Source organism: Mesorhizobium sp. P170090, from assembly GCF_057786115.1.
Genome location: NZ_JBYNWH010000001.1, coordinates 4,370,332 through 4,386,717, shown reverse-complemented (window position 1 = coordinate 4,386,717; position 16,386 = coordinate 4,370,332). Strand labels below are relative to the sequence as shown.

The window sequence follows — 16,386 nt, the reverse complement described above, 5'->3', positions numbered from 1 at the left end:
CCACGCGAAGCGGTTTCGCGCAATTCCAATGCCGCGCCGCGCCGGGATGCACATTCGCGTCATCCTCTGCTTCGGCTGCGGCAAAGCTGCCCGAAGCCTACACATTGCCGCTTCGGGCGTCTGCACGATAATTAGGCAGATTGCGCATTTTGCAGGCCCGCGCGGATCCGTGGCACCAGTCTGCGAAAGGATTGGCCGCACGCCAACGCAGCACCTGGCCGTTTGCTTCGAATCCGAAACTGGACAATTCTCGATACGGACAAAGGGGTCGGCCTTGAACGAAATGCGGATCGGCAATCCATGAGCAATGAAGTCCTGTCGCCGGCCGAGATGGGCGAGGCCGACCGGCTGGCGATCGCGGCCGGTCCGCTCGACGGCTATGGCCTGATGCAGCGCGCCGGCGAAGCGGTCGCTGCTGTGGTCCTGGCACGCTATCCCGCAGCAAGCCGCGTGCACGTGCTGTGCGGCCCCGGCAATAATGGTGGCGACGGCTATGTTGTAGCGCGGTTGCTGGCCGAGGCTGGTGTGAATGTGGCGCTCTGGGCCGAAGGCAAGCAGAAGCCCGGGAGTGATGCGGCGCGAGCTTCCGAGGCCTGCAATCTGCCGGTCGAGCACATCGGACACTGCTACCCGGAACCGGGTGAAGTCGTCGTGGACGCGCTCTATGGTGCGGGATTGTCGAAGAAGATATCCCTGCATGCCTCTGCCGTCTCAGGATTGGCCGCGGCGGAGCGCGTGCCTGTGGTGTCAATCGATCTGCCTTCTGGTGTGTCGGGCGAGACCGGCTTGAGCAACGCTTATTTCAAGGCCGACGTGACGGTGACGTTCGTGCGGAAAAAGCCCGGCCATCTGCTGATGCCGGGGCGCAGCCTCTGCGGCGAGATCATCATCGCCGATATCGGCATTCCGGATGCGATCGTCGATGAGTTCAAGATCAAGACGTTCGAGAACACGCCTGACTTCTGGCTATACAGTTTTCCGAAAACGGCGGTCGATACACATAAGTATAAGCGCGGCCACGTCAGCGTCTTTTCCGGCGGGCCGAGCGCGACAGGTGCGGCGCGGCTGTCGGCGATGGCTGCAGCCAGAGCCGGGGCAGGGGCGGTGACCGTGCTCTCGCCTGAAAATGCCATGCAGGTAAACGCGGCGCATCTGACATCGATCATGCTGCGCGAGGCCGGTTCGATGGAGGAAGTGCAGGAATTTTTGTCGGCGAGGCACCCCGAAGTACTTGTGTTCGGACCAGGGCTCGGGCCGAAACCCAAAGTGGGGGATTTCGCGTTGCAATTGATCGCGACGGTCGCTGACCTAAACCGCACGTCGACGAGTTCATTCGGAATTCAGCGCCCTGCCATTGTCTTGGATGCTGACGCCATCACGTCATTGGCGCATCAGCCTCAGGCCCTGTTCGACGCCGCGCTGCTCCCGCTGGCGCCGGTATTGGTGCTGACGCCGCATGAAGGCGAATTCGCCAGACTTTTTCCCGACATCGCGAAGGACAAGAAGCAGTCGAAACTCGCCAAGGCGCGCGCAGCCGCTGAACGAGCCAACGCCATCATGGTCTACAAGGGCGCCGACACCGTCATCGCGGCGCCGGACGGCCGCGCGGTGATCAACGCCAATGGTGCACCATGGCTCGCCACCGCCGGTTCCGGCGACGTGCTGGCGGGCATTGTCGCCGCGCTGCTGGCGCAGGGCATGCAGGCATTCGAGGCCGCCTGCGCAGCGGTCTGGATCCATGCCGAGGCCGGCAGCCGCTTCGGTCCTGGATTGATCGCGGAGGATCTGCCGCTGGCCCTGGTGCCGGTGCTGCGTGAACTTGTCGAGGCACGGCAGAAGGTGCCGATCGGATGAAGCGTTTCGCGCTCGTCATCGCGGCCGTCATCGCACTGTTCGCCTCGCATGGCGTGCGCGCTGAGCAGCCGGTGACCATCGTCGACGATCCGGCGGTGCTCGCCGCCCTCGATGCCAAGGGTTTTGGCTTCGCCCGCATTTTCGCCGTCGACGGCCCGGACGATCTGAAGACGCTCTACAGTGAGGCGCCGGCCTATCGTGCCGTTGTCGACATGGTGGCGGCCGATATTGCCACGCTGCGGGCCGAGATAAAGGCCGGCGGGCGCACGCTCTACGAGGTGACCGACGGCAATGTCGGCCGCATCATGGATATGCGCTGGCTGAAGACCGAGGCCGCGCGCTTCCGCCTGGTCGGCGTCGTCAACCGGCTGGACCGGCGTGACTTCACCGCGCTGCAAGGTGACAAGAGCTGTGGCGAGGTGCGCTTTGTCTATCGCCTGGCCTACAGTTTCCGCAAGAACGGCAAGGTTCTGGCATCGCGGCTGCCATTCAATTTCAACGCCGTCTACAGCGTGGCGCCGGATGCCGATGGCGGCTGCGTCGGCGTTGCCGGGCGCTGGACACCGCAGATCGACGAAAACGTCGATGCCGGCTGGCTGGTCGGCGGGCCGCTGGCACCGGAGGAACTGACTTTCAAACAGCTCGAACTCAACGCGCAAGTGGTGCGCTTTCCCTCGGGCCAGGAGACCGAGTTCGGCGGGCAGGCGGCCTATCTGATGCGGATCTTCGGCATCGATGGCGCTGCCATCAGCGAGAAGCCGCTGGAGAATTCGCCTGACATTGCGCGGCTCTCGGACAATGCTGCACTCAAGAAAAGGCTCGCCGACTACGTCAGCGCCAATGTCGCGGCCGTCGATCTCGGCGTCTACGAAATCCCCGACGAATTCCTGGCGAAGAAAATCATCTCGTGGTCGACCTTCGGCAGCGCGAGACGGGCCAACCATCCGTTCACGCCGCTGTTCCAGCCAGCGGATTTCGCCGGCTTGGACTATGCGGCGCTAAAGCTGGTGCGGACACCGGAGGCGCTGGTCGAGCGGCTGGACAATGGCGCCTGCCAGGGCTGCCACCAGGCGGGCTCGACGGCCGGCTTTCACTTCATCGGCCTCGACGACAAAACGACGTCGCCGCTCAACCGGATCGAGGTCGGCATCTCGCCGCATCTCCATGCCGAGATTCCGCGACGTGAGGCTTGGCTGCGCGCGACGGAAGAAGGCAAGGAGCCGAACCGCTACCGGCCGCTGTCCTTCGCGCCGCCGGCGACATGGACCGATGCCGGCGATGTCGACTACGCCCCAGCCGAGATGGCGATGCCGTGCCTGATGCCGGAGGATGCAAAACGCTTCGGCGCGACCTGGCAATGCGGCGGCGGTACGGTCTGCACGCCACTGGCGACGGCTTCAGGCGTGCATACCGCGTTGGCGCAATGTCTGTTGCCCAAGGACAGCCCAAAGATGTTTTCGGGCCATCCCTGCCTGACCGGCTCGATCGCCAGCAACCCGTCGCAGCCGTTCAACGACCGCTACAAGATCACCGGCCAGTTCGCTGCTTTTGCGCCGACCTTATCGCGGACCGCCTACACCTGCCGCCCACCGAAAATCGGCGTACCGGCAGGCATCGCTTATCGCGCTTGCGACGACAAGGACCGCAGCTTCGCCGCATTCAAGACGGGCAAGCCGATGCCATCGGAAATTTGCGGCATGGTCGGCGGCAAGAAATTCGACACCTGCGTCGCCACCAACAATTTCGACCAGTGCCTCGGCGGCGCGGTCAACCGCGGCAACCGTCCAGCCTGCTCGGCTGATCATTTCTGCCGCGAGGACTATATGTGCCAGTCGCTGCCGCCGGACACGCCGGGTGCTGCCAAGGTGAAAGGCATCGGCTACTGCTCGCCGACCTATTTCATCTTCCAGATGCGCATCGATAATCACGCGACGCCCTGGGCGAGCGCGACCAGCGCCCCCAGGGATGCGGGGTTCGGGGCGGCGGAAGAGGAGTGAGCCTGCGAGTTGGGCGACCACCAGTTCAGCGCTGGAGATAGTCTTCCATCCGCGCAGTCCATTTGGTGTCGAATTCCGAAATGTGGCGCTGTGCTACGCTCGAGTTCAGCAGCGTCGAGAGCGCGGTCACGGCGATCGGGTCCAGGTCGGGCGGCTCCGTGTAGCCAAGCGCCGCCAGCCGTTGAGCCAATGATGGATGGGTGGACTTTGCGTCATCCGGGCTTGCCCACGCCTTGCGGGCGCAAACATTGAGGCAAATGGGTTCTCGCAGCTGGCCGGCAGCTTCCAGCATGCGCTCGAGCGGCGGTCGCGGCGGACGCAAAGCACCTCGCAATTCATGCTGCAAAGGGTCATAGACCGTCTCCGCGAAATGCACGTCTGCCGTGGCAAGAAGCAACAGCGCGCGTGCGGCGTGCTCGGCGTCGCCGGAGGATGCCGCGTGTCGATCTGCCTTGATCTCCGCTTCGCGCGAAAGCCGGATTTCTTCCCGCTCGAACGATTGCGACAGCCAGCCGATAGCGGCGTGGAGCAGGCTGCCTGTGATCGTGGTTCCGGGCGGGGCATACTCGAAGACAAATCCGAAACCGTTTTCGAACTCAGCGAGATTGAGGCTGCCATTGGTATCCTTGTTGCGCACATGCGCGTCCTCATGGGCAAGGATCGCGGCAAGCGCTCTTTCATCGGTCACTGCGAGGAGAGGGATGCCAATGGTTAGAAACAGCCGATTGCCGAGAAGGCCGAGAAGCGTGCGCTCCTCGCGCACGCTGGCGTTCAGGTTGCCCTCTAGTATGACAACCGTGCGCGCAGCACGGCGCGGTCCGGCGACGCTCCGCCACAGCGCCCACAGGCCGGGCGCTTCTGCTTCACTGACGCCTTTGATCTTGCTGCGTCGGAAGCCCGCAAACAATGTGCCGAACAGAAATGCCATGGCCGTGGTGGCGATCGGCATGACGACAAAGCCGCTGGCGATAAACCAGATCGGATGGTTGTCGAGCAGGGACATCCAGACGCACAAGATGACGAGGGCGGGAACAACGAAAAACAGGACCGTGAACCTGCCAAACCGCCGACCGGCGCTGATGATCAGTCGCGACATTGGATGTTACAACGGGATGTTGTCGTGCTTCTTCCAAGGGTTCTGCATGTCCTTGTTGCGCAGCATGCGCAGTGCCCGGGCAATGCGGCGGCGGGTCGAATGCGGCATGATCACCTCGTCGACATAGCCGCGTTCGGCGGCGACGAAGGGCGACAGGAAACGGTCCTCGTAAGCCTTTGTGTGAGCTGCGATCTTTTCGGCGTCGCCGATATCCTTGCGGTAGATGATCTCGACCGCGCCTCTCGCCCCCATCACCGCGATCTGCGCCGTCGGCCAGGCATAGTTCATATCGCCGCGCAGATGTTTTGAGGCCATCACGTCATAGGCGCCGCCATAGGCTTTGCGGGTGATGACCGTGATTTTCGGCACGGTCGCCTCGGCGTAGGCAAACAGGAGTTTCGCGCCATGCTTGATCAGGCCGCCATATTCCTGCGCGGTGCCGGGGAGGAAGCCGGGGACGTCGACGAAGGTGACGATGGGAATGGAAAAACAGTCGCAGAAGCGCACGAAGCGCGCCGCCTTGCGGCTTGCGTCGGAATCGAGCACGCCGGCCAGCACCATCGGCTGGTTGGCGACGAAGCCGACGGTACGGCCCTCGACGCGGCCAAAACCGGTGACGATGTTCTTGGCGAAGTTCTGCTGGATTTCGAAGAAGTCGCCTTCGTCGGCAACTTTGAGGATCAACTCCTTGATATCATAAGGCTTGTTGGCGTTGTCCGGGATCAGCCGGTCGAGCGACAGATCATGGTCGGTGACCGACTGGTAGCACTCGATCTCAGGAAGCTCCGACGTGTTGGACGCCGGCAGCAGATCGACCAGCCGGCGCATCTGCAACAGCGCCTCGACGTCATTGTCGTAGGCGCCATCGGCGATCGAGGATTTCGTCGTGTGGACGGACGCGCCGCCAAGGCTCTCGGCGGTCACCGTCTCGTTGGTGACGGTCTTCACCACATCCGGCCCGGTGACGAACATGTAAGAGGTGTCGCGGACCATGAAGATGAAGTCGGTCATCGCCGGCGAATAGACGTCGCCGCCGGCGCAAGGGCCCATGATCACGGAAATCTGCGGAATGACGCCGGAGGCCAGCACATTGCGCTGAAAGATCTCGGCATAGCCGCCAAGCGCCGCCACGCCTTCCTGGATGCGGGCGCCGCCGGCGTCGTAGAGGCCGATGATCGGCGCGCGATTACGCAGCGCCATCTCCTGCACCTTGATGACCTTTTCGGCGTGCGCCTCCGACAGCGAGCCGCCGAAGACGGTAAAGTCCTTGGCGAACAGATAGACCGGACGGCCATTGACCGTGCCCCAGCCGGTGACGACGCCATCGCCGGCGATCTTGGTCTTCTCCATGCCGAAATCGGTCGAGCGATGCTCGACATACATGTCGAACTCCTCGAACGAGCCTTCGTCGAGAAAGATCTCGATACGTTCGCGCGCCGTCAGCTTGCCCTTCTTGTGCTGGGCGTCGATGCGGGTCTGGCCGCCACCCATGCGGGCGATCTCGCGGCGGCGCTCGAGTTCCTTCAGCACGTCCTTCATCGCTCGGTCTCCAGAAATGGCAGCTGCATTTGTGGTAATGATGGCTGCAGGCGTGTGCAAGCGCCGCTTTCGGCCTCGATTATTGCGCTGCAGCATGTGGCCCCTTGCATTCCGGAGCGAACTCAGCCATATGCAGCCCATAGGCGCTTGGGCCGGAGATTCCGGCCTTCTCGACAAATGAGACTGGTTGCGTCTGTTTTCCCTCTTTCCGGTATATCGGCCCCTCTTTCCGATACATCGCGAAGTGGCGAAAGAGCCCCGTGGCATGACGCCAGCGGGCACGACAGCGCAGCCGAGTGGACGTTTCCGTCCGCCCGCCTTGTCGTTTCATATCAAATTTTTCGACGGCAGGTTGCGCCCTGCCGCCATCGATGTTGCGGCCAAGGCCGCGTGAAAGAAGACTATTTTGACCAACGAAAACACCTCAGCCGGTAACGCTATCTCGACCGGCAACACTGCGGAGCTCACCGGTTTCGCAGCTCTTGGAATTGCCGGCGCGCTGCTCAAGGCGACGCATGGCGCCGGCTTCACCGAGCCGAAGCCGATCCAGACGCAGGCGATCCCGCCGCAGATGGAAGGCCGTGATATCTTCGGCATCGCCCAGACCGGCTCGGGCAAGACCGCAGCCTTCGCGCTGCCGATCCTGTCGAAGATCATCGCGCTCGGCACCAAGCGCCGGGCCAAGACCACCCGTGCGCTGATCCTGGCGCCGACGCGCGAACTCGCCGTCCAGATCGAGGACACCATCAAGATCCTCGCCAAGGGCGCGCATGTCTCGACCGCTCTCGTGCTTGGCGGCGTCTCGCGCTTCAGCCAGGTGAAGAAGGTCGCTCCCGGCGTCGACATCCTGATCGCCACGCCCGGCCGCCTGACCGACCTGGTGCGCGAGGGCGACCTCATTCTCTCCGACACCAAATGGCTGGTGCTGGACGAGGGTGACCGCATGCTCGACATGGGCTTCATCAACGACGTCAAGCGGATCGCCAAGGCGACCGCGCCCGACCGTCAGACGGTGCTGTTCTCGGCCACCATGCCCAATGAAATCGCCGAACTGGCGAAGGGCCTGTTGAAGAACCCGATCCGCGTCGAAGTCGCGCCGCAGAGCACCGCTGCTGCCGAAATCGTGCAGGGCGTTGTCTTTGCCCGCACCAAGCAGAAGCGCCAGGTGCTGTCGACGATGCTCGCCGACGAAGCGATGAAGTCCGTCATCATCTTTTCGCGCACCAAACATGGCGCCGACCGGGTGACCAAGGACCTCGAACGCGACGGCTTCAAGGCCGCCGTCATCCACGGCAACAAGTCGCAGAACGCCCGCCAGAAGGCGCTCAACGATTTCCGCGAGGGCTCGGTGCGCATTCTTGTGGCGACCGACATCGCGGCGCGCGGCATCGACGTTCCCGGCATCAGCCATGTGGTGAATTTCGACCTGCCGGATGAGGCCGAAAGCTATGTCCACCGCATCGGCCGTACCGGCCGTAACGGCATGGACGGCATCGCCATCACGCTTTGCGATCCTTCCGAAAACAGCAAGCTGCGTCAGGTCGAGCGCATCATCCGCAGCAAGCTGCCGATCGTTGCCGACCATCTCGGCAGCCCGGATCCGGTGCGCAATCCGGCCGAAAAGAACGAGCGCTTCGAGCCCGCCAATGATCGCAACGACCGCAATGGCCGTCGCGACGGCAGGCGGCCCGGTGGCCAGAACAACGGCTTCGCCAAGAAGCGTTTTGGTGACAAGCCGGCCTTTGCGGGTGCAAGCGAGCGCAAGCCGGAAGGCGCCAAGGCCTTCAAGGGCAACAACAAGCGCCGCTTCGGCGGCAAGCGGCCCGCGGCGCGGGCTGCCTGATCAGACGAACCGGTCAGGCTCGTCGAGCCTGGCTTGATTGCTGACGATTGAATATGAGGACGGCCGGGGCAATGCTTCGGCCGTCCTTTTTCGTTTAGGGCTGCCCGGTAGTTGCCTGAACCCACACGACGATCCGCTGCGCCAGGAATGCCGTGGTCGAGGGCGACAGCGCGTCGCCGGCAATGACGTGGTTGTCGGGATCGCCATTGTCGTCGACGGGCACCAGTTCATGCGGTGCGCCCCAGCGGCCGGCGATTTCGCGGGTGCGATCCTGGCGCACCACCTTGTCGGAATCCGAGAAGATGAACAGCGCCGGTATGGTTGCCTTCTCCACAGGCGCTGCGTAGGCAAGGTTGGTCAGCGCCGCCATCGGTAGCACGGCCGCCATTGGATAGGTGTGCGTCCAGAGTTTCTCGTGCAGCGCGTTGCGGGTCGTAAAGCTGCGCTCCTTGCCGCCGACGAACTCGGCGATCTGCCTGCCCCAGGGCATGGTCAGCAGCTCGGCGCCTGCAGCCCTGACGCCGAAATTCGGCGAGATGAATGCGATTGCAGCGACGCCGTCCGATGCGCCAGGCTCAGTCGCCGCCCATGCCGCCAGCGATCCACCGGTCGAGGTGCCGATGACGATCACCTTGTCGCCGATGGCCCGGCCGATGGCGAGCGCCTCCTCATAGTCGTTGATCCAGGCATTGACGCTGCCTTGCGCCATAGCAGCGCCGTCCTGACCATGACCGGTGAGGCGGGTGTAGAAAAGGTTGGCGTCGAGTTGGTCGGCGACCTCGTCGGCCAGCGGGCGAACCTCGCCCTTCGATGCCGAAAAGCCATGGATATAGACGATCGCCAATGCCGTCCTGGCGTGAACCATCGGATCGGCCCAGATGATTTCTTTCTCGAGCGCGTCGCGGACGTTGGGAACGGTAGCCTCTTCACGCGCGATATACGCTTGCGGATCGTCGCCGATCACCTTGGGGTCGAAGCTGATTGTTGTGTCGACGGGAACGCGCGGACCAAGCAGGAGGGCCAGGACAAGGATGATGACGACGCCCAGCACCGCAAGCACGATCCGTCGCCCCATCTCAGACACCACAACAATTCTAAAGCCTATGGCGGCCGGTGCAGTCAGGCAACAGCCGGGCTGTGGACAGCTATTCGTTCGGCGGCTTGCGGTCGAAATTCAGCGGCCGCCCTGTCCAGCGGGTCGCCGTGCTGATGAACCACCGGCAGACTGGCCTTGGCAGCAGTGCCAGCAGCTTCAGCCCCCAGCTCAGCCGGTGAGGGAAGGTAACCTCGAAGCCGCCATGCTCGATGCCGCGCAGCATGCGGCGCGAGGCGCGGTTGACCGGCATCAGTCCCGGCATTGGCAGCATGTTTTTTTCGGTCAGCGGGGTGTCGATGAAGCCCGGATTCATCACCTGGATCCGGACATTCATCTTGTCGAAATCGTATTTCAGCGACTCGGCCAAGATGTTGATCGCCGCCTTCGAGCCGCCATAGGCCGCCGTGGTCGGCCAGCCGAAATAGGCTGTGACCGATCCGACAAGCACGATATGGCCGCGCGCACGGACGCGCATGCGCTCCATGAGCGGGACGAGGCCATTGATGATACCGAAATAGTTGACCTCGAAGGTCTGGCGAAAGTCGCGGACCCTGAGGTCTTCGCCGGGCGTGGCGATGTAGTTGCCGGCGTTGAAGACGGCGAGCACGATCGGCCCAAGCTCCTTTTCAATCGCCGCCACCGTGCTTGCCATGCGCGGCTCGTCGGTGACGTCGCAAGGGTAGGCGACGACACGTCCCGGCATCTGCGCCGTCTCGACGATGAGCGCGTCGAGTGGGTCGCCGTCGAGTGCGGTGACCGCGACGACAAAGCCCTTTGCCGCGAGGTCCTTTGCCAGCGCACGGCCGATGCCGCTGCTGCCGCCGGTTATCCAGGCGACGCCGTGCTTCGGGTTGGCCCGGTAAAGTGTCATTCTGCGCCCTGCCGATCTGTCATTAGTGCTCTAGCGGTGAAAAAATCGAATGAAAAGAGCGCTTTTCCGTACTGGTTGAAATGATCGTCATCACGCGTTGTCCGGCCGCGGGAGATTGCAGTGCCCGAAATGCGACTGGACCAGGCGAATTCTTACCTTGAAACGCACGCTTCGGGTTTCTAGGGTCTCGCCGCAGCTACATAAGGAATCCCGGATGCCCCGTTCTGTGATCGAAGCGATCGGCAACACGCCCCTGATCCGCCTCAACAAGGCCTCGGAGCAGACCGGCTGCGAGATCCTGGGCAAGGCCGAGTTCATGAACCCCGGCCAGTCGGTCAAGGATCGCGCAGGCCTGTTCATCATCCGCGACGCCGAACAGCGCGGGCTGTTGAAGCCGGGCGGGGTCATCGTCGAAGGCACGGCAGGCAATACCGGCATTGGCCTGACGCTGGTTGCCAAGGCGCTGGGCTATCGCACGGTGATCGTCATTCCCGACACCCAGAGCCAGGAAAAGAAGGACACGATCAAGCTGCTTGGCGCCGAGCTGATCGAAGTGCCGGCGGTGCCTTACAAGAACCCCAACAATTACGTGAAACTGTCGGGGCGGTTGGCCGAGCAGATGGCGAGGTCGGAGCCGAACGGCGCGATCTGGGCCAACCAGTTCGACAACGTTGCCAATCGCGACGGCCATATCCGCACCACGGCGGAAGAAATCTGGACGCAGACCGGCGGCAAGGTCGACGGTTTCGTCTCGGCGGTGGGTTCGGGCGGAACGCTGGCCGGCGTCGCCTTCGGGCTGAAGGCCAGGAGCAGCAACGTCAAGATCGCACTCGCCGATCCGCTGGGTGCGGCGCTCTATTCCTTCTACACCAGTGGCGAATTGAAGTCCGACGGCAGCTCGATCACCGAAGGGATAGGGCAGGGGCGTATCACGGCAAATCTCGATGGGTTCACGCCGGACTTCTCGTTCCAGGTGCCGGACGAGGAAGCGCTGCCGATCGTCTTCGACCTGATCCAGGAAGAAGGCCTGTGCGTCGGCGGTTCGACCGGCATCAACATTGCCGGCGCGATACGGCTGGCGCGCGAGCTTGGCCCCGGCCACACCATCGTGACCATCCTTGCCGACTATGGCACGCGCTACCAGTCGAAGCTGTTCAACCCGGAATTCCTGCGGGATAAGAACCTGCCGGTGCCGGGCTGGATGGATGAGCGCAGCACAATTTCGGTGCCGTATGAGAAGGTCGCCTGATGGCGCACAGAACAGAAGCGCTGTTTCGCGACGACGCCTATGTCAGAGCGGCTGACGCCACTGTTGTCGCCATCAACGAGCGCGGCGGCATCATTCTCGACCGGACCATCTTCTATGCCACATCGGGCGGCCAGCCTGGCGATACCGGAACATTAGAGCGCGCCGACGGCAGCCGCATCGCCATTGCCGCCACCATCACCGGCGAGACCAAGGACGAGATTATCCATGTGCCGGCGCCGGAGCAGCCGGCACCCGAGGTCGGCGAGCAGGTGAAACTCGCCATCGACTGGGAGCGGCGGCATCTCCTGATGCGCATGCACGCAGCTTGCCATTTGCTCACCGTAGTCTGTCCGTTTCCGATTACCGGTGCTGCGGTTTCCGAAGATGACAGCCGCGTCGACTTCGACGCTCCCGATGCCGGCTTCACCAGGGAAGACGTCACCGCCGGGCTGATGGAGCTGGTGCGAGCCGATCATCCGATCTTCGTCAGGCTGATCACCGACGAGGAACTGGCAGCCAATCCTGGCCTGGTGAAATCCAAGAATGTCCGGCCGCCCGCCGGCACCGGCAAGATCCGCCTGGTCTGCATCGGCGACAACGCTTCGATCGACAGCCAGCCCTGCGGCGGCACCCATGTCAAAAGCACCGGCGAAGTCGGTGAAATCCATATCGGCAAGATCGAGAAGAAGGGCCGCGAAAACCGGCGTTTTCGCATTCGCTTCGGACCAATGCCGGTAGCTTGAACGAACCATGATCCCGAAAAGTGGAAGCGGGTTTTCGGGGAAGATCATGGTCAACAGGAAGCAATGCTTCGCCAAGGCGGAGCAGGAGAAGAACAATGGCCGATGACAGCCCTTTCACCGTCGATGCGGACTGGTTGCAGAGCCGTCTTGGCGAGCCCGGCCTGACGATCGTCGATGCATCCTGGTATCTGCCGGCGCAGAAGCGCGATGCGCGCGCCGAGTATGAGGCTGCGCATATTCCGGGTGCGCGATTCTTCGATCATGATGCGGCCTCCGATCCTGATGCCAAGCTGCCGCACACGCTGCCCTCGCCACAGCATTTCGCGCAATATGTAGGCGCCATGGGAATTTCGGCCGACGACACCATTGTCGTCTATGACGGTCCGGGTTTCTTCTCGGCGCCGCGCGCCTGGTGGATGTTCCGCGTCATGGGCGTGTTCCAGGTCTATGTGCTCGACGGCGGCTTCGACCGCTGGAAGGCGGCGGGCCGGCCGGTGACGGCGGAGCCGACCAAGATCGCGCCGAATGTGTTTCATGCCGATTTCGATGCCGCTCGCGTCGCCAGCCTTGCCGACATGCGCCGCATCGTCGAGACTGGCGAGAGCCAGATTGCGGACGCCCGAGGCGCGGGCCGCTTCACCGGCGCCGAGCCAGAGCCCCGCGCGGGTGTTCGCTCCGGCCACATGCCCGGCGCGCACAATTTGCCTTATTCGGCGCTGTCACAGGATGGCGCGCTGTTGTCGAAGGACCAGTTGCGCAAGGCCGTTGAGGATGCCGGTATCGATCTGTCGAAACCGGTCGTCACCTCTTGCGGTTCCGGCATCACGGCGGCTGTCGTCACTCTGGCGCTGGAGACGCTCGGCCACACCGACAACCGGCTCTACGACGGCTCATGGACGGAATGGGGCGGGCTGGCAGACACGCCCGTGGTGACGGGCAAGGAATGATGGCGATGGAAAATGGCGCGCTGGACGACATCGAGGTCACGGTCACGTTTCTGGAAATGCATGTGCCGCCGGCCTATTCGCCGCCCTTGCCCTACAACAGGCAGATCGCGCTGCTCAGGACCAAGGACATTCCGCTGCATTTCTATCGCTATCTGATGGATCGGGTCGGGCGCAAATGGCATTGGGTCAATGTGCTGAGGCTGGACGATGACGAGCTTGCCGCCGGGATCCACCGCGAGGACCGCGACATCAGGGTGCTTTATCTCGACGGCGCGCCGGCCGGTTTCTTCGACCTCAAGCCGCATTTGCCAGAGGAAGTCGAGCTCGCCTATTTCGGCATGATGGAACATGCGACCGGGCAAGGCATCGGCCGTTGGTTCCTCGGTGCGGCGATTGCCGCAGCATGGTCGTATGGGCCGAAACGGGTAACGGTGCAGACCTGCACGCTCGACCATCCGGCTGCCTTGCCGCTCTACCAGAAGCTCGGTTTTGCGCCGGTGGCGCAAAAGAAGGAGACCGTGCATCCGCTGTCGTTCGCCGAGCGCTCGGCCAGCGTCATGCGGCCGTGACTTTCTCCGACTGAAGGCCGAACCGACCGTTCATGGCGAGGAATTCCTGCTCGTGCGGACCCAGGACGAGAACTGGCGCAGGCGCCGGGTGATGCTGCGCCGCTTCGACGATTTCATCCGCTGAGCCGGCGCGGGACCTGCCCAATGCCGAAGCAGTCCGGCCTGAGACTGGCCGGGCTGCTGACAGTTGACAGGAATCGGGTGGGAAGCACCTCGGCGGGGGCATAATTTCCGGTCAACCACACCGGAGATTTAGCCATGACCGTCCAGTTCAAAGCCTTGCCGACAGAAGATGTGAGAGCGCTGCAGCGCGGCGGGCCGGACGCCTACGGGCAAACGCCGGAGCGGAAGGTTTCAGATGGCGACGGGGTGCCGTGCCGGCATTGCCTGAGAAACGTCGCCGAAGGCCATGGCTATCTGATCATGGCCTATCGGCCGTTTCCGGCGTTGCAGCCTTACGCCGAGACAGGACCGATCTTCCTGCATGCGCAGGAATGCGAACGCGCAGCCGAGACAGAAGCGCTTCCAGAGATGCTTGAGAGCAGCGACTATATCGTGCGCGGCTATGGTGCGGATGACCGCATCGTCTATGGCAGCGGCGGCGTCATTCCGACTGGCGGCATTGCGGCGCGGGCAGAGACGCTGTTTGAGCGCGCTGACATCGCCTATGTCCACGTCCGCTCGGCGCGCAACAATTGTTATCAGTGCCGCATCGAGCGTTTCTGACAAAAAGATGCCCGCCGGTGGTCTGGCGGGCAGTTGGGAACCGTGTGACGGCTCGATCCGTCAAGTTGGCATCCCTGTCTGCGCATGCTTTTCGAATTGCGGATGTGAAGCACTTCACACAGCATCGCGATCCTCGCCGGCATGGCGACGCACGCCGATGGCGGTTGGGACTTGTCGTACTCCCGTCGCATTCTCTCGGTAAAAGACCAGCGTCGATGGATTGCCGACCGCGGATGAACCGGCGGGGATCTCGATGACCGAGGAAGCGGGGCTTTGGCTCCGCTTTTTTGATGTCCGCCAGCCTGTTCAATTCCGGCGCCAGGAATTTTGCGCAAAGAAAAAGCCCGCCGGAATTGACCGACGGGCCTTCGCCGTGTGTGTGTGCGGCGTTTAGTTGAATTTATACTTCGCGCCGACGCGAACGGTCTGGAAGGAAGGCTCGTCGGTGAGGAAGCCGTCCGAACCGAAATCCTCTTTCTCATACTGCGAATAGCGGTATTCGAGACCAAGCGTCATGTTGCTGGAAACGGCCGTTTCCAGGCCGCCACCGACCGAGAAGCCGCTCGAGCCCCAGTCGACGATGTCGCCAACGGGCGAGGAGGCATGCAGGTCGAAATGCTGCCAGCTGTAACCGCCGAGGACATAGGCCAGCGTCGATTCGTTGACCTTGGCGCCGATGCGGGCCAGGGCATCGAAGCCATAGTCGGCATCGCCCTTGATCGACCCACCCGGAATGTCCAGCTTCGAGCGTATGCCGGAATAGCGGGCGTCGACCAGAACGCCGGCGACCCAGCCGCCGAAATCATGGTCGTAACCGATGCTCGCCTCGCCGAACACGCCTTCGCCGCCGATGCCATCCAATTCGAGGGCGCTGGCGAGCGTCAGGTCATGCACCACGGTGCCGGCGCCAAGCGCGCCGCCGACATAGAAGCCGGTCCAGTTGTAGGTCGGAGCAGCAAACGAGGCCCCGCCGCCATTCTGGGCGCCGAAGCGGTAATTGGCCGCGATGTGGAAGGTGTGGCTGGATGGCTCGACATCCAGAGAGGTTCCCGGGCCGCCGATAATGCCGAGGTCAGCCACCGAGTCGTCGCCATAGTTGGCGTAGCGGTATTCGGTCTTCAGCGTCCAGTTGCCGCGCAGCACGGTTTCCATGCCGACGCCGAGAACATAGCCGCCACGATCCTCGGTAAACTCAAGCCCGTCCAGACCTCCGGACCCTTCCAGCTTGAAATGGTTCCAGGTGTAGCCACCAAGGACATAGCCGAGCGTACTGGGGTTCAAGAGATAGCCGGCGCGCAAGCCGACGTCGAAGCCATAAGCGTTCGTCAGGTCGATATCAGCGCCCGGAAGGCTGATCGACGGACCGATATTCCCGATGTTGGCGTCGATGAAGCCGCCGAGCAGGAAGCGTTCAGAGACCATATAGTCGTAGCCGGCGGTCACTTCGCCAAACACGCCGTTGCCGCCGATGCCATTGAAGTCGAGAAACGGGTCGACGCTGATGCGGTGCACGGTGGCGCCGAAGCCGCCGCCAATGCCGACATAGGCGCCGCTCCAGTTGAAACCGGCAGGTTCTTCCACCGGCTGCACAACATCGGCGGCATGCGCTACGGATATCAAAGCCATTGCCGAAACGGCGCTGAGAAGAACGGATTTAGCAGAAATGAACATTTTAGCCCCTTAGCATAGAACAAACCCGTCCGTGTTCTAACAGGATGCTCGTTAATATTGGAATGACAAAAATGTCACATCGACAGGCAAAAGCGCTGTCGAGAGGGGCTGCACCTTGCCCTGGAGCGGGCGTTTTGCGGTCTTGTAGCCAAGAAAAACCCGCCGGTACAACCGGCGGGTAAGGG

General features: G+C 62.8%; 13 protein-coding genes. 8 read left to right on the top strand and 5 right to left on the bottom strand.

The window, feature by feature from the left end; translation table 11 throughout:
- The first annotated feature begins 300 nt into the window (after positions 1–300).
- Entirely contained in the window at positions 301–1,854 is a 1,554-nt protein-coding gene (locus AC3EML_RS21255) for a bifunctional ADP-dependent NAD(P)H-hydrate dehydratase/NAD(P)H-hydrate epimerase (protein ID WP_023672777.1), read from the top strand.
- Positions 1,851–3,851 carry a hypothetical protein gene (locus tag AC3EML_RS21250; RefSeq protein WP_352520389.1) on the top strand — a complete coding sequence of 667 codons (2,001 nt, stop codon included), beginning with the start codon at positions 1,851–1,853 and terminating at the stop codon, positions 3,849–3,851. The genes AC3EML_RS21255 and AC3EML_RS21250 overlap by 4 nt, the downstream gene beginning before the upstream one ends.
- A gap of 25 nt (positions 3,852–3,876) precedes the next feature.
- Here AC3EML_RS21250 and AC3EML_RS21245 read toward each other — a convergent pair whose 3' ends face one another.
- Positions 3,877–4,947: a M48 family metallopeptidase gene (locus tag AC3EML_RS21245; protein WP_352520388.1), complete on the bottom strand. Its 1,071-nt coding sequence runs from the start codon at positions 4,945–4,947 to the stop codon at positions 3,877–3,879.
- A gap of 6 nt (positions 4,948–4,953) precedes the next feature.
- Positions 4,954–6,486, bottom strand: coding sequence for an acyl-CoA carboxylase subunit beta (locus AC3EML_RS21240; protein WP_352520387.1), 1,533 nt, complete (start codon positions 6,484–6,486; stop codon positions 4,954–4,956).
- Positions 6,487–6,892: 406 nt separating this feature from the next.
- Here AC3EML_RS21240 and AC3EML_RS21235 point away from each other — a divergent pair, with 406 nt between their 5' ends.
- The gene (locus AC3EML_RS21235) at positions 6,893–8,329 is read left to right on the top strand and encodes a DEAD/DEAH box helicase (RefSeq protein WP_488505308.1); all 1,437 of its coding nucleotides are present in this window, start codon (positions 6,893–6,895) and stop codon (positions 8,327–8,329) included.
- Between the two features lie 94 nt (positions 8,330–8,423).
- Here AC3EML_RS21235 and AC3EML_RS21230 read toward each other — a convergent pair whose 3' ends face one another.
- Both AC3EML_RS21230 and AC3EML_RS21225 read right to left on the bottom strand, forming a co-directional pair.
- Positions 8,424–9,404: an alpha/beta hydrolase gene (locus AC3EML_RS21230; protein ID WP_023835255.1), complete on the bottom strand. Its 981-nt coding sequence runs from the start codon at positions 9,402–9,404 to the stop codon at positions 8,424–8,426.
- Positions 9,405–9,474: 70 nt separating this feature from the next.
- Positions 9,475–10,296: an SDR family oxidoreductase gene (locus AC3EML_RS21225; protein ID WP_352520386.1), complete on the bottom strand. Its 822-nt coding sequence runs from the start codon at positions 10,294–10,296 to the stop codon at positions 9,475–9,477.
- A 214-nt stretch (positions 10,297–10,510) separates the two neighbouring features.
- Here AC3EML_RS21225 and AC3EML_RS21220 point away from each other — a divergent pair, with 214 nt between their 5' ends.
- The 5 genes from AC3EML_RS21220 to AC3EML_RS21200 all read left to right on the top strand — a co-directional run bounded on the left by AC3EML_RS21220 (position 10,511) and on the right by AC3EML_RS21200 (position 14,530).
- Positions 10,511–11,545, top strand: coding sequence for a cysteine synthase A (locus AC3EML_RS21220; protein WP_023682581.1), 1,035 nt, complete (start codon positions 10,511–10,513; stop codon positions 11,543–11,545).
- Entirely contained in the window at positions 11,545–12,288 is a 744-nt protein-coding gene (locus AC3EML_RS21215; RefSeq protein WP_352520385.1) for an alanyl-tRNA editing protein, read from the top strand. Before AC3EML_RS21220 ends, AC3EML_RS21215 begins: the two co-directional genes overlap by 1 nt.
- 95 nt (positions 12,289–12,383) lie before the next feature.
- Positions 12,384–13,235, top strand: a complete 852-nt coding sequence (sseA, locus tag AC3EML_RS21210; RefSeq protein WP_023691267.1) for a 3-mercaptopyruvate sulfurtransferase — start codon at positions 12,384–12,386, stop codon at positions 13,233–13,235.
- A gap of 5 nt (positions 13,236–13,240) precedes the next feature.
- Complete coding sequence (locus AC3EML_RS21205; protein WP_023682574.1) at positions 13,241–13,804, top strand: GNAT family N-acetyltransferase; 564 nt, start codon at positions 13,241–13,243, stop codon at positions 13,802–13,804.
- Positions 13,805–14,062: 258 nt separating this feature from the next.
- A complete protein-coding gene (locus AC3EML_RS21200; protein ID WP_352520384.1) occupies positions 14,063–14,530 on the top strand; it encodes a DUF1203 domain-containing protein in 468 nt (155 codons plus the stop codon).
- Between the two features lie 390 nt (positions 14,531–14,920).
- Here the strand turns inward: AC3EML_RS21200 and AC3EML_RS21195 are convergent, their stop codons facing one another.
- Positions 14,921–16,201, bottom strand: a complete 1,281-nt coding sequence (locus AC3EML_RS21195; protein ID WP_031201700.1) for an outer membrane protein — start codon at positions 16,199–16,201, stop codon at positions 14,921–14,923.
- Between the last annotated feature and the right edge of the window lie 185 nt (positions 16,202–16,386).